The sequence below is a fragment of the Pararhizobium polonicum genome, assembly GCF_001687365.1.
Classification (GTDB): Bacteria; Pseudomonadota; Alphaproteobacteria; order Rhizobiales; family Rhizobiaceae; genus Pararhizobium; species Pararhizobium polonicum.
This window is the reverse complement of record NZ_LGLV01000012.1, coordinates 116965-139021: the sequence shown is the minus strand read 5'-3', so window position 1 is coordinate 139021 and position 22057 is coordinate 116965. Positions and strand designations below refer to the sequence as shown.

Genomic DNA, 22057 nt, shown 5'->3' with positions numbered 1-22057 from the left:
GTCGTGGAACGTCTGAATGACAGGTGCAACAAATCCGGGCGGGTATCTTGGACGAAGAGTTGATCGAAAGGGCGCAAGGAGGCGATCGAAATGCCTTTGGCCTGCTCGTGGAACGGCACTATGATTTCGTGCATGCCGTTGCCTGGCGCTGGTCCGGCAATGTCAGCGATGCCGAGGATATCGCCCAGACGGTCTGCCTCAAGCTGGCCAATGCGATCCGGGCTTTTCGCGGCGCCAGCCGTTTTCGCACCTGGCTCTATACGCTGACGCTGAATGCCGCGCGTGATCACCAGCGAAGCCAGTCGCGGGAACGGCGCAACGCCGCGAATTTTCTGGCCGACCCGACCACGGCTGCCGCCAACGACAACCACGGTCAGGCCGAGGCACTGTGGGAGGCCGTGCGGCAATTGCCCGACAAACAGGGCGATGCCGTGCTTCTCGTTTATGGCGAGGGGCTTTCCCATTCCGCAGCAGCCGATGTCATGGGGTGTTCGGAGGCGACAGTGTCCTGGCATGTGCATGAAGCCCGCAAACGTTTGAAGATCCTGCTTGGCAGGGAGACGATGTGATGAACGACGATCTGAACAGACTGGGCCAGATGACCCCGCCCGCTGCCTCACCGGAGGCGCGTGCCCGTGCGCTGTCGCTTGCCATGCAGGCGTTCGATGGCGCTGAAAATAATTCCGAGGCACCCCAAGGAACCGCCGATGACCGGCGTCAAAGCTCCATCCTCAACAGGTTATGGAGCCCCGTCATGAACAGGAAATTTCTCGCAGGATCGGCACTCGCCACGCTCTTGGTCGTTCCCGCCGCCGCCTTTCTCACGCTGGAACTGTCGCGGGGCGGTCTGCCGGTGGATACGGCCAAACCGGCCGTGGTCTCGGCAGAGCAGGAGACAAAGGATGCGGGCACAGATGATAGCCAGAAGCTTCGAGCGGAATCTGGCGGCAACGCCGCCCCGAAGCGCTCATCTGCAGAAGAGATAGCCGGGCGCCCTTCTCCGCAAGGCGAGGTTGCTGGAGCCTTGAAAAAGCAAGAGGGTGGTGACGCTACCCGTATGACAGCGCAAGCTCCGTCGGACATCGTCGCGGAGCCCCTGGCAGAAAGCATGCCGGCCGATACCTCTGCGCAGCCGCAATCCCTGAGCCGGCACACGCAAGGTATGATCCTGCCTGCGCCGGCTGCCGTACAGGACGCCATGATCGGGGGGCAGCCTGCGTCCGGGGATGTGTTTCAACAGCAGGACGAAAGCCGCGACCGCTTCGCCGCTGCTGACACGAACCCGGTCAAGTCCGTCGCCACCGATCCGGTTTCGACCTTCTCGGCCGATGTCGATACGGCATCCTATTCCTTTGTTCGCAAGTCGCTGATGGCCGGGCAGATGCCGGATCGCGACAGCGTGCGGGTCGAGGAGATGATCAACTATTTTCCCTACGACTGGCCGGGTCCGGACAGCAAGGACGAGCCGTTCAAGGCGACCGTCACCGTTCTGCCGACGCCGTGGAATGCCAACACGCGGCTGATGCATGTGGGGATCAAGGGATATGACGTGGCGCCTGCGGCCGCGCCACGCGCCAATCTGGTGTTCCTGATCGATGTTTCCGGCTCCATGGACGAGCCGGACAAGCTGCCGCTCTTGAAAAGCGCCTTCCGTCTTCTGGTCGAGAAACTGAAGCCGGAAGACACCGTTTCGATCGTCACCTATGCCGGCAATGCGGGCACGGTGCTGGAGCCGACCGCGATCCGGGAAAAGACAAAAATCCTGGCGGCGATCGACAATCTGCAACCGGGTGGCTCGACGGCGGGCGCGCAAGGGCTGGAGGCTGCCTACAGTCTGGCCGAGCAGGCCTTCGTCAAGGGCGGCGTCAACCGTATTATGCTGGCGACCGATGGCGATTTCAATGTCGGGCCATCCAGCGATGAAGCCTTGAAGGCGACCATCGAGGCCAAGCGCAAGAGCGGCATCTTCCTATCCGTGCTTGGCTTTGGCCGCGGCAATTACAACGATGCGCTGATGCAGACCCTGGCCCAGAACGGCAACGGCACCGCGACCTATATCGACACGCTGGCCGAGGCGCAGAAGTCTCTGGTCGAAGAGGCGGGGTCGTCGCTGTTTCCGATCGCCAAGGACGTCAAATTCCAGGTCGAGTTCAATCCGCAGCAGGTCGCCGAATACCGGTTGATCGGCTATGAGACCCGCGCTCTCAAACGCGAGGATTTCAACAATGACAAGGTCGATGCCGGTGATATCGGCTCGGGCCACCGGGTCACCGCAATCTACGAGATCACACCGAAGGGGAGCCCTGCCGTTCTCAACGACGATCTGCGCTATGGTGCGGCACCGGCCGATGCGGCGGCGGCCAAACCGTCCGGGGAACTGGCATTCCTGAAAATCCGCTACAAGCAGCCCGATGGCGATACCAGCAGCCTGATCACCATGCCGGTGACGCAGGCCAATGCGGTGCCGTCGCTCGAACAGGCCGGGCAGGATGTCCGCTTTTCGGTTGCCGTTGCCGCCTTCGGCCAGAAACTGCGCGGAACGGATGCGGTGTCGGCCTATCCATACGGATCGATCCTTGACCTCGCCTCCCAGGCCAAGGGCGAGGATGCCTATGGCTACCGGGCGGAATTCCTCAACCTGGTCCGGCTCGCGAAAAGCCTCGGCGGAGAATAGCGGCACGGTCCACAAAGCAGATTAGAACGCCCTCCCGTCAAACGGAGGGCGTTTGCCATGCAGCTTTTGTCGCTGGTATGCGGTTCGTTTCGCTATCAGGCCTTCGGATAGGCCTTTTCCAGCCCGCCCGACCGGACAAGCCCGGTGCGGAAAGCCTGATAGGCCGCATGCTGGCTGGATTTTGCCGCTTCCATCAGGCGGATCTGCAGCCGGGCAGGGGCGTTGAAGCCCAGCCATTCGCCAAGTTTTTCGAGCTTGAGGGAATTCAGCAGCCTGGCCTCGGAGGCGAGATCGAGATGACGGTAGAGGCCCTCGATCAGATTTCCGTCCTGCGCCGCATTTTCCATCAGCAGCAGCAGGGTGGATTGCTCGCTTTCACCGAGCGCAGCGAGTTTTCCGGCAACCGAATCACGGTCGGGGAAGGGGGCGGACGTGCCGTTCATGCCTGGTCTTTCTTTACTTCTGCGTTGGTCTATCCATTCGCAATAGTTAGCGGATCAGACTGGGGCAAAACTGGACTGGCGACGCGTCCGGCAAGGGGACGGATGTCCCGGTCAGCCGCGGCGGCGGCCGCGTTCGCGTGCCGGTGCCGATGGTCCTTCATTGGCGGTCTTGTTTCGCATCGGGCCGATGCGCTCGACGATGGTTTCGACCGTCGGGCGTTCGCCCGGTACGTAGGTGTCGAGTGCGACGCGCATCGCAGCCAGATGTTCGCAGGACGTGCCGCAGCAGCCGCCAATGATTTTGGCACCGGCATCGCGGGCAAGCCGGGCATAGTCGGCCATCAGTGGCGGCGTGCCGGAATAGTGGATCTCCGAACCGCGGAATTCGGGAATGCCGCAATTGCCCTTGACGATGATCGCCGCAGTGGGATTGGCGTCCGTCATGTCCAGCAGCGAGGAGAGGATATCGGAGGCGCCGACGCCGCAATTGGCACCGGTGGCGACCGGGCCATCGCCGATGTCCTGCGCCACGGCATGCATATCCTTGGGGTGCAGACCCATCATCGTCTTGCCGGCGGTGTCGAACGAGCCGGTATAGACATAGGGAAGGCCGACCTTGACCGCCGCTTCCGCCGCAGCGCGGATCTCGTCGGCCGAGGACATAGTCTCGATCCAGGCGACTTCGGCGCCGCCGGCCTTCAGGCCTTCGATCTGCTCGACGAAGGCGGAGACCGCATCCTCGTAGCTCATGGCACCGAGCGGGATCAGCAGCTCGCCGGTCGGGCCGACAGAACCGGCCGTGATCACCTTGCGCGGCGCCTTGTCGGCGACGGCGCGGGCGATCTCTGCGGCACGCTTGTTGAGTTCATGCACGCGGTCCTGCGCGTGATGCAGCTTGAGACGATGGCGCGTGCCGCCGAACGAGTTGGTCAGGATGATGTCGGCGCCGGCATCGACGAAGTCCTGGTGCAGCTTGGTGATGTTTTCAGGCTTGGCTTCGTTCCAGAGTTCCGGCGCTTCACCGGCTTCCAGACCCATGGCGAACAGCGAAGTGCCGGTCGCGCCATCGGCGAGAAGCACACCCTTGGCGTCGAGCAGGTCGGAAAGCGGATTGGCGTGCACGGTCATGGCGGTTTCCTGATCTTGTCGAGTTTCATAATGATATAAAGATATCCTTATATCATTGCAATAGCCCCGGCTTTGATCAGTGCGGCATGCGGACGCCCATTCGCGCCGCCAGCCCGAGACCGAGGACGGCCAGTGCCATCAACAACCACATCGGATCGGCGCGGTTGAGCAGGAAGCTTTCCATCATGCTGTTATAGGTCATGAAGATGATGACCATGATGCAGAAGTCGGCAAAATGGCGGCTTGCCGGCTGGCGCGTCGCGCGCATGTAGTCATAGAACGGTTTGACGAAGAGCAGCAGGATCATCAGCACGCCGCCCGGCAGGCCGAAGGTGAGGACCGCATCCAGATAGCTGTTGTGGCCCGAGACGATGCCGCGCACGTCCCAGCTCGCCTCGAAATTCGCTTCCATGCCGAGGATGACCGGAGAGAGCCAGAAGCTTGCGTAACCATGGCCAAGCCAGAGATGATCGGGAATGCTGGCGCTGGCGAATTTCCAGATGTCATCGCGTCCGGTGAAGGTCGGGTCCTCCAGCAGAGCGGTCGTGATCGACAGGAAGGTGTCGGAGTAGATGGTGCCAAGCGTCAGGCAGAAGATCAGGGCGGCAAAGAGGAAATGGGCCAGCACCATCAGCCCCGGTTTGCCGACGGCACGGCCGCCGAGCACCAGCATGATCGCCAACGGCAGGAAGCCGATCGTCGTTTTCGATCCGGTGTGAAGCACGAAATTGGCAGCAAGCACGGCGATGAGGAGGCCCCGGATGGTGGCGCCTGCCCGCAGGCAGTAGATGCCGAACATGCACACGATCGAGAAGACCGGTGCCGTGACGTTCTTGTGGATCAGGTGGCCTTTCCAGAAGCCGGCATGCCATGGCTCCGACCCTGTGGCGGTGTGGATGGCGATATTGGGTGCGATGATCAGCGCCGCGTAGTCGATGAGGACCAGAAGCAGGATGGCGTTGGCGCCGGCATTGACGAAGTCGGTTTCGCTGCGCGGCAAAACGAGCACGCCTGCGACGAGGATCATCGCCACCAGGCTGAGCATCAGGCCACGGGCGGATGCGGTCGGATCGTAGGATTGCAGGCAGGAGAGAAAGGCGATGGTAAAGACGACGATCCAGGTCGGCGATACCACCCGCTTCAGCACACGCATGTCGACGACCAAAAGCATGGCGAAGAGATAGATGGCGCCGAGGCCGAGATAGCCGAGCTGGTTGATGATGTTGCCATCGTTGGAGGCGTTCGGATCGACCTCATAGTCGCCCTGAAAGGGAATGAGCGTGAAGACGATCAGAAACAGCCCGGCGCCCGAAAGGAAGGCCGCCAGCACCGGCATGATCCGGGCCACCAGAAAGCTGTCCCCGCTCAGCGGAGGGACGGCGATGCGGTGACGATCTCGCGAAGCTGTTAAAGCATGGTCCTGCATCTGACCGGCCGGATTGAGGAAGGCGCCACGGCGCGATCGCCTCGATCGAAGAGGCGCTTGCCGCTACCATGACGGGTCATGGTTAATCCGGCGTGAACGGGGCGGATTTCACGAAAAAAAAGCGCCCGTTTCCAGGCGCTTTGCAGTGTTGCAGTCAAGCCTTTGATCACTCCGCCGCCTGCGGCACCTTTTCATGGCTGATCGGAGTGACCATTGCCGAGATGATCGTGCCGAGATCGATAGAGCCGACCGGTTTGCCGTTGGCATCGACGACATGGGCGATGTTCTGGTTGACCAGTGTCATCATCCGGGCTGCACTTTCAAGCACGGTGCCGACCACAACCGGCACGCCTTCCGGATTGCCGGTCAGCGGCCTCATGATCGTTTCGACATTGATCACGCGGCCGCGGTTCACTTCCTTGACGAAGGCGGTGATATATTCGTCGGCCGGTTTCAGGACGATGTCCTGGCCCGTGCCCTGCTGGATCACCTTGCCGTCGCGCAGGATGGCGATCTTGTCGCCGAGGCGCAGCGCCTCATCGAGATCGTGGGTGATGAACACCACGGTCTTCTTCAGTTCCTTCTGCAGATCCAGAAGAACCGTCTGCATATCGACGCGGATGAGTGGGTCGAGCGCCGAATAGGCTTCGTCCATCAGCAGGATGTCGGCATCGTTAGTCAGCGCCCGTGCCAGGCCGACACGCTGCTGCATGCCGCCCGAAAGCTGGTTCGGATAGTGGTTCTCGAAGCCCTTGAGGCCGACCCGCTCGATCCAGCCCTGTGCCCGCTTGCGGCTTTCCTCCATCGGCACGCCCTGGATCTCCAGGCCGTAGACGGTGTTCTCGATGATCGTGCGGTGTGGCAGAAGCGCGAACTTCTGGAACACCATGGCCGTCTTGTGGCGCCGAAATTCGCGAAGATCATTTTCGTTCATCTTGCAGACATCGACGCCGTCATAGAGCACTTCGCCTGCTGTCGGGTCGATCAGGCGGTTGATGTGGCGGATCAGAGTCGACTTGCCGGAGCCCGACAGGCCCATGACCACCATGACGCCGCCGGCGGGCATGGAGATGTTGATGTCCTGAAGGCCGAGCACATGGCCGTGTTTTTCGTTGAGCTCGGTCTTGCCGAGGCCGGCCTTGACCGGATCGACGAAATCGCGGCCGCGTGGTCCGAAGATCTTGTAGAGATTCTTGACCTCGATTGCATGACTAGCCATGGATCACCTCCGAGTGCTTCTGCAGCCTCTTGCCGTAGGCCTGGCTGGTGCGGTCAAAAATGATGGCGATCGCAACGAGCGCGAAGCCGTTGAGGAAACCGACGGTGAAGAACTGGTTGTTGATCGCCTGAAGCACATTGCGGCCGAGACCGCCGACGCCGATCATCGAGGCGATCACCACCATGGCCAGGGACATCATGATGGTCTGGTTGATACCGGCCATGATGGTCGGCAGCGCCAGCGGTATCTGGACGTTCTTCAACCGCTGCAGTTGCGACGAACCGAAGGCGTCGGCGGCTTCCAGAACCTCCTTGTCGACGAGGCGGATGCCGAGATTCGTCAGGCGGATCATCGGCGGCACGGCATAGATGACGACGGCGATCAGCCCCGGCACCTTGCCGATGCCGAAGATCATCACGACGGGAATGAGATAGACGAAGCTCGGCATGGTCTGCATCACGTCGAGGATCGGATTGACGACGGCCTGGGTCCTGTTGGAGCGCGCCATGGCAATGCCGATGGGAATGCCGACGATGATGGAGATCAGCGTACAGACCGTCACCATGGCAAGCGTTATCATCGTGTCGTTCCACAGGCCCACAGCGCCGATGGCGGCCATGGAGAGAACGGTACCGATGACGATCTTCAAATCGCGGCTGCCGTAATAGACGATGGCGACCATGGCAATCAGGATGATCGGCCAGGGAGAGCCGGTGAAAATACCTTCCAGGGTATTCAGAAACCACTGCAACGGCTGCATCACGGTATCGATGACGTCGCCCCAGGCGCGGACGAAGCTCTTGAAACCGTCATCGATGAATTTGCGCACGACCCGGATAGACCCATCGCTGATCGATGGAAATTTGCAAAGAATGGTCGGCAGATAGCTGCAAACAGTTGCCATTCAGTTCCCCTTTGTTTTTGGGAAATCGTCCTGCCACTTATGTGCCATACGGTGACGCAAGCGCCGCCGGGCAGGCATGTCCGATCACCATTTTCCCACGACATGCCAATCAAAGCGCCGTGGCGGTCGAGAAGGAGCCGGCAGTAAAACTTTCGTTTTACTGCCGGCATTATATCCGCGCTTAGAGAGCGGCCTTGATCTTTTCGGCAACGTCGGCCGGAACCCAGGTGGTCCAGACTTCCGGATAGTTTTCCAGGAACTGCTTGGCAGCGTCGGCGTTGGTGCCCTGGTTTTCGTCCATCCAGGCCAGCACCTTGTTGACCGTGGCATTTTCCCACTTGCGCTTCTGGATGTAATCCATGGCGACACCGGCCTTCTCCGAGAAGCCCTTGGTGACGATCGTGTAGACTTCGGAGGTCGGGTAGCCGTTCACTTTCGGATCCGGGCAATCGGTCACGCTGGTGCAGCGATCCCATTCTGCCTTGTCCGTCTCCATGCCGAAGCCGAGTTTGGTCATCTCGTACTTGCCGAGAATAGCCGTCGGGGCCCAGTAGTAGCCAAGCCAGCCGGCCTTCTTTTCGAAGGCGTTTGCGATCGAGCCGTCCAGACCTGCGGCCGAGCCGGTGTCGACCAGCGTGAAGCCGGCGGCATCGCCATTGATGGCCTTGTAGAGGTTGGTGGTCGAAATCTGGCAGCTCCAGCCGGCCGGGCAGTTGAACACAGCGCCCTTGGACGAATCTTCAGGGGCGGGGAACAATTCCGGATGCTTCAGCGCGTCTTGGACCGTCTTGATGTCGGGATGGGCGTCGGCGAGATATTTGGGAACCCACCAGCCCTGGACGCCGCCATCGCTGAGGATTTCGGCGGCCTGGATCAGGCGGCCTTCCTTGACGGCCTCATCGAGCGGGATGCGCAGGGAATCCATCCACATTTCCGGGGCCACGTCGGGCTGGCCCTTCTCGTTCATGGAGGTAAAGGTCGGCATCGTGTCGCCGACGACGAGCGTCGCCGTGCAGCCATAGCCGTTTTCAAGGATGAACTTGTCGACATGTGCGGCAACGCCCGCCGATGCCCAGTTCATTTCTGCAATGCTGACTTCGCCGCAATCGGCGGCCTGAGCCGAGCCGGCAAGCGCGTAAAGGCCGGCGGCGAGGATGGTGGAAGCGAGGAGCTTCTTCATGTTTAAGACCTCCCAGTCTTATTGCAGCCATCAATCTTGGGGGCGGCCGGGATGCTGCACTCCCGGGAACCCAATTGTTCAGGTTGAAGCAGGCCGGGGGGGGCGGTGAGGCAAGGCCAGTCTTTCGTCCCCGCTGCGACGGCGCAGAGTTTTTATTGTATGGCCGCGGAACTCTGTCGCCAGCCATCTCTCTTTTTACCGTTGGGGGCAGCGTATGTATTCCTCAGGAGAAATCAACCTCTGGAATCGTTTTAAAGAGCAAGGGCCTCATCCGAAGGGCCTGAAAGCGCTCGTGCAAGCTGTTGAATTTTAATGATGCGGGCAAGTTTTTTGTGCAAATGCCTGGCTCTCTGGCACAATTTTAGCGCTGCATCACAAAGCGGCGGCAATGCGTGTTTTGTCGCAGACAAATTGTGTTCCGTATGCGCCGCACGCCGGATTTTTTCCCCGCACGAAAAAAAATGAAAAAAATGCCGAATTCATCTTTGATTAAGCTCTCACTAACCATCCGGTAACACTGTCGCGCTAATTGTTTTCCTGCGGCGGGGGATACCTGCCGACCGGCCGGATCAGGTTTTGCGTCCCGGCCGGAGCGATCTCCGGGTGTATGCCGGAGCGGCCATGCGTGATTTTGGCAGACCGCACAGCTCCGACAAGGAGCGGGTGCGGTTTTCGCGTTTCAGGAGCTGCCCATTGTCTTCGAAATATAAAAACCGCGCCACAATGCGGGACGCGGTTCAGGCGATTGCCCTGGAAAGGGATGTCAGCCGACGCTGCGCGTCCGGATGAAGCCGAGCGGTCCGAAAGGAGCTGGCAGGACAGTGTTGCGAATGCGCGACTGGCTGTCGGGAACCTGTGCGTTCCAGGCGATCTGAACGAAATTGGGCTTGCTGAAGATGAACAACATCGGGGTATGACCTTGGGTGTGGAGCGTTGGTTCGCTCCGTGATTTGATGGCGCTGATATACGCCCGTTTCGGCGGAAAACAATCAGTGTTTTTGCCGCTCCGTGTCGCTTTTGGAATGGTGTGGAGACGGAGCCGAGCAGGCCTCGCAACGGTTTGTACCATCGCGCGGACGGACCGTTACAATGGCGGCAAAGTTGCGGCAAAACATGACTTTTCTTGCTGCGGCCGCAATGTTAAACGAGGCGTCATGACAAAGACGATCATGCTTCAGGGAACCGGCTCCGATGTCGGAAAAACGGTACTCGTGGCGGGTCTCTGCCGGATCGCCTCCAATCGTGGCCTGAAGGTCGCCCCGTTCAAGCCGCAGAACATGTCGAACAACGCGGCGGTATCCGATGACGGCGGCGAGATCGGCCGCGCCCAGTGGCTGCAATCGATGGCAGCGCGCATCCCGTCGTCGGTGCATATGAACCCGGTTCTTCTTAAACCGCAGTCGGAAACCGGCAGCCAGATCATCGTGCAGGGCAAGGTGGCAGGGCAGGCGAAGGGGCGTGACTACCAGGCCTTGAAGCCCAGGCTGATGGGCGCCGTGATGGAGAGCTTCGAAACCATCCGTGCTGGTCTCGATCTGGTTGTCGTCGAAGGGGCGGGATCGCCCGCCGAAATCAACCTTCGCGCCGGCGACATCGCCAATATGGGATTTGCCACCCGCGCCAATGTTCCCGTCGTGCTCGTCGGCGACATCGATCGCGGCGGGGTCATCGCCTCGCTTGTCGGCACCCATACGATCCTGCCGGATGATGACCGCCGCATGATCAGCGGCTACATCATCAACAAGTTCCGGGGCGACATCTCGCTTTTCGACGACGGCATAGCGGCCGTCCGCAGGTTTACCGGCTGGTCCTGTTTCGGCGTCGTTCCCTGGCTGAAAAGTGCAGGGCGTTTGCCGGCGGAGGATTCCGTCGTTCTGGAAAAGCTGGCGCGGGGCAGCGGCAAGGCGCTGAAGGTCGCCGTTCCCGTTCTGTCGCGGATCGCCAATTTCGACGATCTCGATCCGCTGGCCGCCGAACCCGAGGTCGATCTGGTTTTCGTGCGGGCCGGTGAGCGCATTCCCGCCGATGCGGGTCTCGTCGTCATTCCCGGCTCGAAGGCGACGATTGCCGATCTCGCCGATGTCCGTGCTCAAGGATGGGACCGCGATCTTCAGGCACATGTGCGGCGCGGTGGCCGTGTCATCGGCATCTGTGGCGGCTATCAGATGCTGGGGGAGCGGGTCACCGATCCGCATGGCATCGAGGGACATGTCCGGGAGATCGAAGGCCTGGGCCTCCTGTCCGTCGAGACGGAGATGGCACCGGAAAAGACGGTGCGCAACAGCAATGCCCGATCTGCTGTCTACGATGTCGCGCTGGAAGGGTACGAGATCCATCTTGGGCGCACGACAGGACCGGACTGCGCCCGCCCTGCGGTGATCATCGACGGCCGGGCCGATGGGGCGGTCTCGGCCGACGGCATGGTGAGCGGAACCTATCTGCACGGCCTGTTTACCAGCGATGCCTATCGCGCGGCGTTGCTGAAAAGTTTCGGCATCGAAGGCGGTGGTGAAAACTACCGGCAATCCGTTGATCGTGCGCTGGATGATGTTGCCGCCGAGCTGGAATCGGTGCTCGATCCGCGGTGGCTCGACGGTTTGATGGCCTGATTTCGGTTGTTTCAGATCTCGCCCGATGCCTCGCGCCGCCGGCGATCCAGTTCTTCGCTGTAGCGGCGCAGCGTATAGCTTTCCGTCAGCAGTCCGGTGACGCGCCGTTCGATCAGATTGTTGACGACGGCCAGCGCATCGCTTTCCGTGCTGTCGAACAGGGCGGCGGCCTGTTTGGCATTCATGTTCGGCAACAGGAAATCATTGGTCAGGCGGATGAAGCCGCTGAGGCCCTGTGTTTCCTGCGTGGCTTCGACGGGGCTTGCATAAACCTCCGGGACCAGGATGACGCCGGCATATTTGCCGTCGCCATCGATGACGATGACGCGTTGTGTCGATCCCAGCGGGTAATCACGGCGGAAGTCTTCCAATGTTGCTTTGGCATCGATTGTCCGGACGTCGGCGCGCATCAGTCGGCTGACGGTGAGATTGCGGATCCAGCCGACATCGTGGGCGCTGCGGATGCTTTCGCCGCGCAGATGGAAACGCCATGTGGCGAAGGAATAACCGAAGGTGGTGCGCACGACGAGCGACGAGGTGATCACCGCCGCCAGCACGAGGGCCGTGATGGGAAAGTCTCCGGTGATCTCCAGCGCCAGGAAGGTCATCGTCAGCGGCCCGCCGATAACGGCGACGGCCAGCGAACTCATGCCGACGACGGCGTAGATGACCGGCGTCAACGTCGCGTGGGCGAAAATATACGGGGCGGTAAAGGCAAAGAGCTTGCCGAGCAGCGCGCCCATGAACAGCGACGCGAAAAACAGGCCGCCGCGGAAGCCGGAACCGATCGACACGGCCGAGGCGAGCGATTTCAGCAGGAACAGGCCGATCAGCATGGGGATTGCCGGTGAACTGGCAAGATTGAGATGCAGGGCGCCGTGACCCGCCGAAAGGACCTGGGGCGACGCCATCGCCAGCAGGCCGACAACAACGCCACCCAATGCCGGACGAAGGGGGGCTGCAATGGAACTGCGGCGCGCCAGCCCCTCGACCAGCGAGACACCCTTCATCAGCAGGATGCCCATGCCCGCGCAAAAGCCGCCGAGCAGCAGCGCCGGCAGATAGTCGGCTGGGACGACTGCGCCGAACTGGCCGACATCGATGGTGAAGTCGCCCGCCGACAGCAGCCGGGCAACAAGATTGGCTATCAGCGCGGAAACAACGACCGGCGTCAGCGACAGAATGGTGTAGCTGCCGATGATCAGCTCGAAAGCATAGAAGGCGCCGGTGAGGGGAGCATTGAACGCGGCCGCGATGGCGCCAGCGGCACCGCAGCCGACCAGGGTGCGCAGATCCGCGCGGCGAAGCTGGAGAGCGATGCCAAGTTTCGAGGCTATGCCGGAGGCGAGCTGGGTGTAGCCGGCCTCAAGCCCGACAGAGGCGCCGAAGCCGTTGGAAATCAGGTTTTGAACCGCCACGATGATGCTGTCGGTGAGCGATAGGCGGCCGCCATGCAGGGCATTGGCCTCGATCGGGTCGACCATCGGCTTCTTGCGCCACATGGCCAGGAGCATCATCAGCAGGCCGAGAATGATGCCGCCGACGACCGGGGCGAGCAGCACTGAAATATGGCCCTGGAGATCGCTGGCGCTCAGGCGCGCATCGTCGGCTATGCCGAAGATCAGGCTGTGCAGGCGGCTTGATATGATGCTCATCGCCGTAACGGCGAGGCCGGACGTGATGCCGATGACGATACCCGCCAGCACCAGGCCGAGTTCGCTTCTGCGGGCAAAGGCCCGCATCCGCCCGATATCGAAAAACAGGGAGAGATAGCCGAGCCGGCGCAGGTCGAATTTGGGTATCAGCTTCAGTCGCATCGCCTGACCGTCCTTTGTCTGCGCCGTCGTAAAAGGCATGGCGCTGCGGATCAAGAGGCCGCTTCTTGTGTTTGCCCGATGAGATAGCGCCGCAATTGACTTGGTCCAACCGAGCGCCTAATCATCTGCCATTGGATGGTTCCCGATATGCGTTGCGTTTCGGGAGTAAATGGGAATGTGAAGGGATGGACCCACATCGGGCATTCTTATCGCAGCCGACCCCGCGACTGTAGAACGGTCAGGGTTCGCCATCCGGGAAAGCCGGTATTCCGGACTGTCCGCAATCGCGGCGGCGGAGGCATCGGTCCAACCGGAAAAGCCACTGGAGCAGTATTGCGATCAGCCGGGGCCGGACGCCTCTATAATCTACGAATCGTCCACCTCTTCGTGATATCAGCCGATTGCCGTCGTGCAATCCGGCGAAGAAACTCCGGGAAGGCGAGGCGAACCCGTTCGTGCCTTTGCAGGCACGTGACGCCGTGAGCCAGGAGACCTGCCATCCGCAAAGGGCCCCATCTTAGCTGGGGGCTCGCCTGATCCAGGGAGAGACACTCCCGATGCCAGCACGGAGGTTGTCATGGCTTTATCGTCCCGTTCCCTGAACGGTCCTGTTCGCGTTGCCGCAGATGTCGGTTTGCGCGGTGTATGGGCGCTCATATTTCCCGGTGCGCGCTAGGCCGGGATCATTCCATGACATCGATAAAGTCAGGCCCCGTGCTGGTTCTCGGCGGTGCCCGTTCCGGTAAATCCGTCTTCGCCGAAAAGCTCGTCACGGCGTCGGGTCTGCGCATGCATTACGTCGCGACCGGGAGGGCCTGGGACGGTGAGATGCAGGCAAGGATAACCGAGCATCGCGACCGGCGGGGCGCAGACTGGCAGACGCATGAAGCGCCGCTTGAGCTTGCCGGCTGCCTGCAGGCCATCGACGCGCCCGACCGGATCATTCTCATCGATTGCCTGACCCTGTGGGTCACCAATCTGATGATGGAGGAGCGCGACATGGCGGCGGAATTCGAACGGCTGGCGGGATACGTGCCGCAGGCCCAGGCCCGGCTGGTCTTCGTGTCCAACGAAGTCGGGCTCGGCATCGTGCCGGAAAACCGCATGGCGCGCGACTTTCGCGACCATGCCGGCCGGCTGCACCAGATCATTGCGGAGATATCCGCGGACGTCTATTTTATCGCGGCCGGATTGCCGCTGAAAATGAAGGGTTGATCCATGACCACCGAAAAAGCCGCTCACGGCAAGATCCCGGCAACCGTCATCACCGGCTTCCTGGGGGCCGGCAAGACGACGATGATCCGCAACATCCTGCAGAATGCCGGCGGCCGCCGCATCGCGCTGATCATCAACGAGTTCGGCGATCTCGGCGTCGATGGCGACGTGCTGAAGGGCTGCGGCGCTGAAGCCTGCAGCGAGGACGATATCATCGAGCTGACCAATGGCTGCATCTGCTGCACCGTTGCCGACGATTTCATCCCGACCATGACCAAGCTGCTCGAGCGTGAAAACCGTCCGGACCATATCGTCATCGAGACGTCCGGCCTTGCCCTGCCGCAGCCGCTGATCGCCGCCTTCAACTGGCCGGATATCCGCACGCAGGTCACCGTCGATGGTGTCATCACCGTCGTCGACAGCGCCGCCGTTGCCGCCGGACGGTTTGCCGACGATCACGACAAGGTCGATGCGCTGCGGGTCGAGGACGACAATCTCGATCACGAAAGCCCGATTGAGGAACTGTTCGAAGATCAGCTGACCGCCGCCGACCTGATCATTCTCAACAAGACCGACCTGCTCGATTCCACCGGTCTTGCCTTCGTTCGCAGGGAAGTGTCCTCGCGCACCAGCCGCAAGCCGACGATGATCGAGGCGAAGAACGGCGAAGTTTCCGCCGCCGTCCTGCTCGGCCTGGGTGTCGGCACCGAAAGCGATATCGCCAACCGCAAGTCGCATCACGAGATGGAGCATGAAGCGGGCGAAGAGCATAGCCACGACGAATTCGACAGTTTCGTTGTCGAACTGGGCCCGATCGCCGATCCCGCCGGTTTCATCGAGAAGCTGAAGGTCATCATCGCCGCGCACGACGTACTGCGTCTCAAGGGCTTTGCCGATGTGCCCGGCAAGCCGATGCGGCTGCTGATCCAGGGCGTTGGCGCCCGTATCGACCAATATTTCGACCGCGCCTGGGCTGCCGGCGAGGTACGCCGCACCCGTCTGGTGGTCATCGGTCTGCATGACATGGATGAAGCGGCGGTGCGGGCTGCGATCGTGGCGGCGGTTTGAGGGCGCTTTGACCGGGCGCGACACTTTCCCCTCCCCAACCCCTCCCCACAAGGGGGAGGGGCTTGGATTGCGTTTGCCGACGCCTTTCTGCTTGACGGCAGCTTTGGGGGCTTGCACCCCGACGGGTGTTGATCGGCCCGGCAAAAAGGTGCGGCAAACTAGCCCCGCCCCCTTGTGGGGAGGGGTTGGGGAGGGGACTTTTGTCCCATTCGATGGGGGAAGTCCATGCATCTCCTCCTAGCCCAGAAGGGCACGATTACGGATGGCGAGGAGGCGATCGATCTTGGTCAGTCGCCGGCCGATATCCTGTTCCTGTCCGCCGCCGATACCGAGCTTTCGTCGATCGCTGCCGCCCATCGCATGCGCAAGGGCAGGTCCAGCCTGCGGGTGGCGAGCCTGCTGACACTCAAGCACCCGATGTCGGTCGATACCTATGTCGAGCGCACCGCGCGTCATGCCAAGCTGATCATCGTCCGCCCGCTCGGCGGCGCCAGCTATTTCCAGTATGTGCTGGAGGCGCTGCATGCGGCTGCCGTCACCCATAAATTCCAGATTGCGGTTCTGCCGGGTTACGACAAGCCGGATCCGGGACTTGAGCCGTTTTCGACGGTGTCAGTCGAGGATCGCAACCGGATGTGGGCCTATTTCACCGAGGGCGGTGCCGACAACATGGCGCGGCTGCTTGCCTATGCCGATGCCCTGATCGACGGTTCGGAAAAGCCTGAGCCGGCCGCACCTTTGCTGAAGGCCGGGATCTGGTGGCCGGGTGAGGGCGTCATCGGTGTCGAGGCCTGGAAGAGGGCGGTTGGGTTTCGCACCGCCGGAGAGCAGCCCATCGTCGCCCTCTGCTTCTACCGTGCTCTCGTGCAAAGCGGCGAAACCAAACCCGTCGAGGCCCTGATCGAGGCGCTTGCCGCCGAAGGCATGACGGTGCTGCCGGTGTTCGTCTCCAGCCTCAAGGATGCGGTGTCTATCGGCACGCTGGAGGCGATTTTCGGCGAGGCGCCGCCGGCCGTGGTCATGAACGCCACCGGCTTTGCCGTTTCCGCCCCGGGCGCCGACCGCAAGCCGACGGTACTGGAGTTTACCGATGCGCCGGTCCTCCAGGTGATCTTTTCCGGCTCGTCGCGGGCCGCATGGGAAGCCTCGCCGCAAGGCCTGATGGCGCGTGATCTGGGGATGAATGTTGCACTGCCGGAAGTCGACGGACGCATCCTGTCGCGCGCCGTCTCCTTCAAGGCGGCAGCTGTCTACGATACCGATGTCGAAGCCAATATCGTTGGCCACGAACCTCTGGCCGATCGCGTCGCCTTTGCCGCAAAGCTGGCGGCCAACTGGGCCAGGCTGCGTCAGGCTGCGCCGCGCGAGCGCCGCGTGGCGATCATCATGGCGAACTATCCGAACCGCGACGGACGGCTCGGCAATGGTGTCGGGCTCGATACGCCGGCCGGGACCATCGAGGTCATGAACGCGATGGCTGCCGCCGGCTACGCGATCGATGATATCCCCGCTGACGGCGATGCGCTGATCAGTCATCTCATGGCTGGACCGACCAATTCGGCGCGGGCGGATTGCGACATCCGCGAGACGCTTTCCCTGAATCAATACAATGCCTTCTTCGCGTCTCTTCCTATTCAGATTCAAAGTCAGGTTGCCGATCGATGGGGCAAGCCTGAGGCCGATCCGTTCTTCCGCGACGGCCGTTTCGCGCTGCCGCTGACGCGCTTTGGCGAGACGCTGGTGGGTATCCAGCCGGCGCGCGGCTATAATATCGATCCAAAGGAAACTTATCATTCGCCGGACCTCGTGCCGCCGCACGGATATCTGGCCTTCTACGCTTTTCTGCGCCGGGAATACGGCGCCCATGCCATCATCCACATGGGCAAGCACGGCAATCTCGAATGGTTGCCGGGCAAGTCGCTGGCGCTTTCGGAAACCTGCTATCCGGAAGTCGTGTTCGGCCCGATGCCGCATCTCTATCCATTCATCGTCAACGATCCGGGCGAGGGCACGCAGGCCAAGCGCCGCACCAGCGCCGTCATCATCGATCATCTGACGCCGCCGTTGACGCGCGCCGAGTCCTACGGGCCGCTGAAGGATCTGGAAGCGCTGGTCGACGAATATTACGACGCTGCCGGTGGCGACCCGCGGCGTCTTCGCTTGCTGAGCAAGCAGATTCTCGAGCTCGTGCGGGATATCGGCCTCGATCATGACGCCGGTATTGCCGGGACGGACGGCGAGGACAAGGCGCTCGAAAAGCTGGACGCCTATCTCTGCGACCTCAAGGAACTGCAGATTCGCGATGGTCTTCATATCTTCGGCGTTGCGCCGGAGGGACGGCTGCTCACGGATCTGACGGTGGCGCTGGCCCGTGTGCCGCGCGGGCAGGGCGAGGGCGGCGATTGCAGCTTGCAGCGGGTGATTTCGGCGGATGCCTTTGGAAGAGAAAACCCCTTCCCAACCTCTCCCCACAAGGGGGAGGGGCTTAATCCGGACAATGCCCGTTCCGCTCAAAACTTGATTTCGAAAGGTTTGGCTTTTACCGCGGATGTGGAAGGTGGCGATCCAGATGTGAGCCTGCCGCAGCTTAGTCCCACCCCCTTGTGGGGAGAGGTTGGGGAGGGGATTTCCCCCTTCGACCCGCTCGATTGCATCCTGTCCGATCCTTGGCTTGGCTCGAAACCGGTCATTCTTGCGGAAGTATCCGACGCCCCGTGGCGCACGGCCGGCGATACCGTCGAGCGTATCGAGCTGCTGGCCACCAAATTCGTTTCCGGCGAGTTGGCCTGCCCGGATGGCTGGAATGCGACCCGAGCTGTCCTGCACGAGGTCGAAACTCGCCTGAAACCGTCGATCGTCCAATCCGGCCCCGCCGAAATCGCCGCGCTGATGACCGGGCTCGACGGCCGTTTCGTCGCCCCCGGCCCATCCGGAGCGCCGACGCGCGGACGGCCGGATGTGCTGCCGACGGGGCGCAATTTCTATTCGGTCGACAGCCGGGCCGTGCCGACACCGGCAGCCTTCGAGCTCGGCAAGAAATCGGCCGAACTGCTGATCCGCCGCTACCTGCAGGATCACGGCGACTGGCCGACGTCCTTTGGGCTGACGGCCTGGGGTACGTCGAACATGCGCACCGGCGGCGATGATATCGCCCAGGCCATGGCGCTGATCGGCACCCGGCCGGTCTGGGATATGATGTCGCGCCGGGTGACGGGCTACGAGATCGTGCCTTTGGCCATGCTTGGCCGTCCGCGCGTCGATGTCACCCTGCGCATTTCCGGCTTCTTCCGCGATGCCTTCCCGGAGCAGATCGCGTTGTTCGACACGGCGATCCGGGCGGTCGGCGCGCTGGAAGAGGATGACGCCGACAACATGATCGCCGCCCGGATGCGGGCGGAAACCACGCGGCTGGAAGCAGCCGGTGTCGCGCCGAAGGAGGCTGCACGGCGCGCGTCCTACCGCGTCTTCGGCGCCAAGCCGGGGGCCTATGGCGCGGGCTTGCAGGCGCTGATGGATGAGAAGGGCTGGGAAAGCCGTGCCGATCTCGCCGATGCCTATCTCACCTGGGGTAGCTACGCCTATGGCGCCGGCGAAGACGGCAAAGCCGAGCGCGGACTGCTGGAGGCGCGTCTGAAGACGGTCGAGGCTGTCGTCCAGAACCAGGACAATCGCGAGCACGACCTGCTCGACAGCGACGATTATTATCAGTTCGAGGGCGGCATGAGCCTTGCCGTCGAGCAGATGGCCGGCACACGCCCGGCCATCTACCACAACGACCATTCGCGTCCGGAAAAGCCGGTGATCCGCTCGCTGGAAGAAGAGATCGGCCGGGTGGTGCGCGGCCGCGTCGTCAACCCGAAATGGATCGAGGGCGTCATGCGCCACGGCTACAAGGGCGCTTTCGAGATCGCCGCCACTGTCGACTACATGTTCGCCTTCGCGGCAACGACAGGTGCGGTGCGCGATCATCATTTCGAGGCGGTCTACCAGGCTTATGTCATGGACGAGCGTGTGCGCCGGTTCATGGAGGACAAGAACCCGGCGGCGCTGCGTGACATGACCGACAAGCTGATGGAGGCGATCGATCGCGGCCTCTGGTCGCCACGGTCCAATTCGGCGCGCTTCGAGCTTCAAGGCCTTTCGGCCGCGGCGGAATAGGGCCGCGCGTCATTTTTCAAATCCAATTCGGTGAGGACACATCATGAGCGAAGAAGACATCCAGGCAACCGCGACCGGTCCCGTCAATGACGAGGCGCGTCATGCCATGAAGATGGCGAAAAAGAAGAACGCGCGTGAAAAGATCATGGCGACGAAGACAGACCAGAAGGGCCTGATCATCGTCAATACCGGCAAGGGCAAGGGCAAGTCGACGGCAGGCTTCGGTATGATCTTTCGCCACATCGCCCATGGCATGCCGTCGGCTGTCGTCCAATTCATCAAGGGCGCCTGGGAAACCGGAGAGCGCGATCTGATCGAGAAGCATTTCGGCGATGTCTGCCAGTTCTATACGCTCGGCGAAGGGTTCACCTGGGAAACGCAGGACCGGTCACGCGACATCGCCATGGCGCACAAGGCCTGGGAGAAGGCCAAGGAGCTGATCCGCGACGAGCGCAATTCCATGGTGCTGCTTGACGAGATCAACATCGCGCTTCGCTACGACTATATCGATGTCGTCGACGTCGTCCGGTTCCTCAAGGAAGAAAAGCCGCATATGACCCATGTGGTGCTGACGGGGCGCAACGCCAAGGAAGAGCTGATCGAAGCCGCCGATCTCGTCACCGAGATGGAGCTGATCAAGCACCCCTTCCGCTCCGGTATCAAAGCGCAGGTCGGCGTCGAATACTGAGCGGATCGGCGCTCACATGCCAAGCCAGATCCGGACCGGATGCGCCGGGTCTGCCAGCAGCTTGATCGCCAGCGCGATGCAGGTGACGACCAGAAGTGGCTTGATGATCTTTGCGCCGTTCTTCATGGCAAAGCGCGATCCGACCTGCGCGCCGGCAAATTGGCCGGCACCCATCAGAAGGCCGACTTTCCAGAGAACCACGCCATAGAGCGCAAAGACGATAAAGCCGCCGACATTCGAGCCGAAATTCAGGAATTTCGTATGTGCGGTCGCCTTCAGGACGCCATATCCGGCTAGTGTCACGAAGCCCAGCATGAAGAAGGAGCCCGTCCCGGGGCCGAAGACGCCGTCGTAGAAGCCGATCAGCGGAACGAAGATGAGGCCAAAGAGAAAGGGTGTCATCCGGCTTGTCCGGTCGATGTCGCTGATATTGGGCTTGAGGCCGAAATACAGCGCGATGGCGATCAGGAAAAACGGCAGCGCCACCTTGAGGACATCGCCGGGAACGATCGTTGCCAGCGCTGCACCCAGCCCGCCGCCCAGCATCGCAAGCGCCACCATGGGCAATTGTTCGACAAGATTGACATGGCCGCGCCGCGCATAGGCAATGCTGGCGGAGCCCGATCCGAACAGCGACTGCAGCTTGTTGGTGCCCAGCGTTTCGAGCGGCGGAATACCGGCGATCAGCATGGCCGGAATGGTGATCATGCCACCGCCGCCGGCGATGGAATCAATGAAACCGGCGAGAAACGCGGCTGCAAACAGGAATATGAAGAGATGGAGCGTAAGATCGTGCACGGGAGACTCGGACAGCCAGAGCGGATGAGGATTCGGCCACTGTGTGTCAGAGGTTTGCCGGAAATGCAAAGGCTGCGGGAAGGGCTGTGCCAGCCCTTCCTGAAAAATGCACCGGGTTTATGCCCTATTTGAAATGCGCTTCGGTCAGCACGTAGCTGTCGCGACGGTCGCGCCCATAGGCCTTGCGGGCGATATCCTGCACCGAACTGCGCGCCGCATCGAAGGCTGCGAGGCAATCGGCTTCGCTCGGAGCGCGCGAGACGATCTTCGACAATGCGCCGATTTCGACGAAAAATTTCACTTCGAACATGCCGTCATGGCCGAGAAAGCGGACGCGTCTTGCGGTTTCGTCGTAACTGCGGCTGGTGTTGGGAAAAGTCAGTGCCATGAAAAGATATACCTTAGAACCGTTGAAATCGATGCTGCACGCGATGCCGCGCCCTGCGGCGGGGCTTACAGCAGGCGGTTGTCTTCGACGGTGCGAAGCATGCGGCGCAACTGACCGTCGCTATCGGGCTTCCTGATCGTCTTGACCACGATGTCGGCCGCGGTACGGGCAAGCTTGGGGGCGGTAATGCCGATCACCTTGATCAGGGCAGGCTTCTTCTTGAAAAACATCATGGGCAGTCCTCCTGCATCGGATCGGCGGCAAGCCGTGAACGATCGATGCTGTTTCGATAAATGCCCGTGCGCCGAACGCACAAAGTCCTGTGGTTCGTCACGTCACGCA

Annotated in this window: 18 protein-coding genes and 1 riboswitch; of the genes, 7 read left to right on the top strand and 11 right to left on the bottom strand. The window is 61.6% G+C overall.

Going from position 1 to position 22057, the window contains the following annotated elements; translation table 11 throughout:
• Nucleotides 1-47 precede the first annotated feature (47 nt).
• Both ADU59_RS19425 and ADU59_RS19420 read left to right on the top strand, forming a co-directional pair.
• Nucleotides 48-569 carry an RNA polymerase sigma factor gene (locus tag ADU59_RS19425; RefSeq protein WP_068955801.1) on the top strand — a complete coding sequence of 174 codons (522 nt, stop codon included), beginning with the start codon at nt 48-50 and terminating at the stop codon, nt 567-569.
• Complete coding sequence (locus ADU59_RS19420) at nt 569-2674, top strand: vWA domain-containing protein (RefSeq protein ID WP_068955800.1); 2106 nt, start codon at nt 569-571, stop codon at nt 2672-2674. Before ADU59_RS19425 ends, ADU59_RS19420 begins: the two co-directional genes overlap by 1 nt.
• A gap of 95 nt (nt 2675-2769) precedes the next feature.
• On the opposite strand, the gene ADU59_RS19415 is transcribed toward ADU59_RS19420, so the two are convergent.
• From ADU59_RS19415 to ADU59_RS30910, 7 genes are all read right to left on the bottom strand, one after another.
• On the bottom strand, nt 2770-3117 hold the full coding sequence (locus tag ADU59_RS19415; RefSeq protein WP_068955799.1) for a hypothetical protein: 348 nt from the start codon (nt 3115-3117) through the stop codon (nt 2770-2772).
• A 111-nt stretch (nt 3118-3228) separates the two neighbouring features.
• Nucleotides 3229-4245: a betaine--homocysteine S-methyltransferase gene (gene bmt, locus ADU59_RS19410; protein ID WP_068955798.1), complete on the bottom strand. Its 1017-nt coding sequence runs from the start codon at nt 4243-4245 to the stop codon at nt 3229-3231.
• A gap of 76 nt (nt 4246-4321) precedes the next feature.
• Entirely contained in the window at nt 4322-5593 is a 1272-nt protein-coding gene (locus ADU59_RS19405; protein WP_068955797.1) for an O-antigen ligase family protein, read from the bottom strand.
• A gap of 244 nt (nt 5594-5837) precedes the next feature.
• On the bottom strand, nt 5838-6890 hold the full coding sequence (locus tag ADU59_RS19400) for a quaternary amine ABC transporter ATP-binding protein (protein WP_068955796.1): 1053 nt from the start codon (nt 6888-6890) through the stop codon (nt 5838-5840).
• On the bottom strand, nt 6883-7794 hold the full coding sequence (locus ADU59_RS19395) for an ABC transporter permease (RefSeq protein WP_068955795.1): 912 nt from the start codon (nt 7792-7794) through the stop codon (nt 6883-6885). Before ADU59_RS19395 ends, ADU59_RS19400 begins: the two co-directional genes overlap by 8 nt.
• 181 nt (nt 7795-7975) lie before the next feature.
• Nucleotides 7976-8974 (bottom strand): ABC transporter substrate-binding protein, encoded by a 999-nt coding sequence (locus tag ADU59_RS19390; RefSeq protein WP_068955794.1) that lies wholly within the window; start codon nt 8972-8974, stop codon nt 7976-7978.
• Nucleotides 8975-9737: 763 nt separating this feature from the next.
• Nucleotides 9738-9881, bottom strand: a complete 144-nt coding sequence (locus ADU59_RS30910) for a hypothetical protein (RefSeq protein ID WP_099050882.1) — start codon at nt 9879-9881, stop codon at nt 9738-9740.
• Between the two features lie 247 nt (nt 9882-10128).
• On the opposite strand from ADU59_RS30910, the gene ADU59_RS19385 reads away from it, so the two are divergent.
• Nucleotides 10129-11583 (top strand): cobyric acid synthase, encoded by a 1455-nt coding sequence (locus ADU59_RS19385; RefSeq protein WP_068955793.1) that lies wholly within the window; start codon nt 10129-10131, stop codon nt 11581-11583.
• Nucleotides 11584-11594: 11 nt separating this feature from the next.
• On the opposite strand, the gene ADU59_RS19380 is transcribed toward ADU59_RS19385, so the two are convergent.
• Complete coding sequence (locus ADU59_RS19380) at nt 11595-13388, bottom strand: chloride channel protein (RefSeq protein ID WP_068955920.1); 1794 nt, start codon at nt 13386-13388, stop codon at nt 11595-11597.
• 131 nt (nt 13389-13519) lie between these two features.
• Nucleotides 13520-13915: riboswitch (cobalamin riboswitch) on the top strand.
• 175 nt (nt 13916-14090) lie between these two features.
• Between ADU59_RS19380 and cobU the strand changes: the two genes are divergently transcribed.
• The 4 genes from cobU (at nt 14091) to cobO (ending at nt 20529) form a co-directional block, all read left to right on the top strand.
• Nucleotides 14091-14615, top strand: coding sequence for a bifunctional adenosylcobinamide kinase/adenosylcobinamide-phosphate guanylyltransferase (cobU, locus tag ADU59_RS19375; protein ID WP_068955792.1), 525 nt, complete (start codon nt 14091-14093; stop codon nt 14613-14615).
• 3 nt (nt 14616-14618) lie between these two features.
• A complete protein-coding gene (cobW, locus tag ADU59_RS19370; RefSeq protein ID WP_068955791.1) occupies nt 14619-15683 on the top strand; it encodes a cobalamin biosynthesis protein CobW in 1065 nt (354 codons plus the stop codon).
• A 225-nt stretch (nt 15684-15908) separates the two neighbouring features.
• Nucleotides 15909-19841, top strand: coding sequence for a cobaltochelatase subunit CobN (gene cobN, locus ADU59_RS19365; RefSeq protein ID WP_068955790.1), 3933 nt, complete (start codon nt 15909-15911; stop codon nt 19839-19841).
• A 43-nt stretch (nt 19842-19884) separates the two neighbouring features.
• Nucleotides 19885-20529, top strand: coding sequence for a cob(I)yrinic acid a,c-diamide adenosyltransferase (cobO, locus tag ADU59_RS19360; RefSeq protein WP_068955789.1), 645 nt, complete (start codon nt 19885-19887; stop codon nt 20527-20529).
• A 12-nt stretch (nt 20530-20541) separates the two neighbouring features.
• Here cobO and ADU59_RS19355 read toward each other — a convergent pair whose 3' ends face one another.
• From ADU59_RS19355 to ADU59_RS30685, 3 genes are all read right to left on the bottom strand, one after another.
• Nucleotides 20542-21327 (bottom strand): TSUP family transporter, encoded by a 786-nt coding sequence (locus ADU59_RS19355; protein WP_068955919.1) that lies wholly within the window; start codon nt 21325-21327, stop codon nt 20542-20544.
• A 124-nt stretch (nt 21328-21451) separates the two neighbouring features.
• Nucleotides 21452-21715, bottom strand: coding sequence for a DUF1488 family protein (locus ADU59_RS19350; RefSeq protein WP_068955788.1), 264 nt, complete (start codon nt 21713-21715; stop codon nt 21452-21454).
• 65 nt (nt 21716-21780) lie between these two features.
• Entirely contained in the window at nt 21781-21948 is a 168-nt protein-coding gene (locus ADU59_RS30685; protein WP_158515738.1) for a hypothetical protein, read from the bottom strand.
• Nucleotides 21949-22057: the final 109 nt, after the last annotated feature.

Coding starts and splice junctions, on each gene's coding strand:
- ADU59_RS30685 (WP_158515738.1), bottom strand. CDS start 21,948: ATGATGTTTTTCAAGAAGAAGCCTGCCCTGATCAAGGTGATCGGCATT.
- ADU59_RS19400 (WP_068955796.1), bottom strand. CDS start 6,890: ATGGCTAGTCATGCAATCGAGGTCAAGAATCTCTACAAGATCTTCGGA.
- ADU59_RS19385 (WP_068955793.1), top strand. CDS start 10,129: ATGACAAAGACGATCATGCTTCAGGGAACCGGCTCCGATGTCGGAAAA.
- bmt (WP_068955798.1), bottom strand. CDS start 4,245: ATGACCGTGCACGCCAATCCGCTTTCCGACCTGCTCGACGCCAAGGGT.
- ADU59_RS19390 (WP_068955794.1), bottom strand. CDS start 8,974: ATGAAGAAGCTCCTCGCTTCCACCATCCTCGCCGCCGGCCTTTACGCG.
- ADU59_RS19350 (WP_068955788.1), bottom strand. CDS start 21,715: ATGGCACTGACTTTTCCCAACACCAGCCGCAGTTACGACGAAACCGCA.
- cobU (WP_068955792.1), top strand. CDS start 14,091: ATGACATCGATAAAGTCAGGCCCCGTGCTGGTTCTCGGCGGTGCCCGT.
- ADU59_RS19415 (WP_068955799.1), bottom strand. CDS start 3,117: ATGAACGGCACGTCCGCCCCCTTCCCCGACCGTGATTCGGTTGCCGGA.
- ADU59_RS19420 (WP_068955800.1), top strand. CDS start 569: ATGAACGACGATCTGAACAGACTGGGCCAGATGACCCCGCCCGCTGCC.
- ADU59_RS19395 (WP_068955795.1), bottom strand. CDS start 7,794: ATGGCAACTGTTTGCAGCTATCTGCCGACCATTCTTTGCAAATTTCCA.
- ADU59_RS30910 (WP_099050882.1), bottom strand. CDS start 9,881: ATGTTGTTCATCTTCAGCAAGCCCAATTTCGTTCAGATCGCCTGGAAC.
- cobW (WP_068955791.1), top strand. CDS start 14,619: ATGACCACCGAAAAAGCCGCTCACGGCAAGATCCCGGCAACCGTCATC.
- cobO (WP_068955789.1), top strand. CDS start 19,885: ATGAGCGAAGAAGACATCCAGGCAACCGCGACCGGTCCCGTCAATGAC.
- cobN (WP_068955790.1), top strand. CDS start 15,909: ATGCATCTCCTCCTAGCCCAGAAGGGCACGATTACGGATGGCGAGGAG.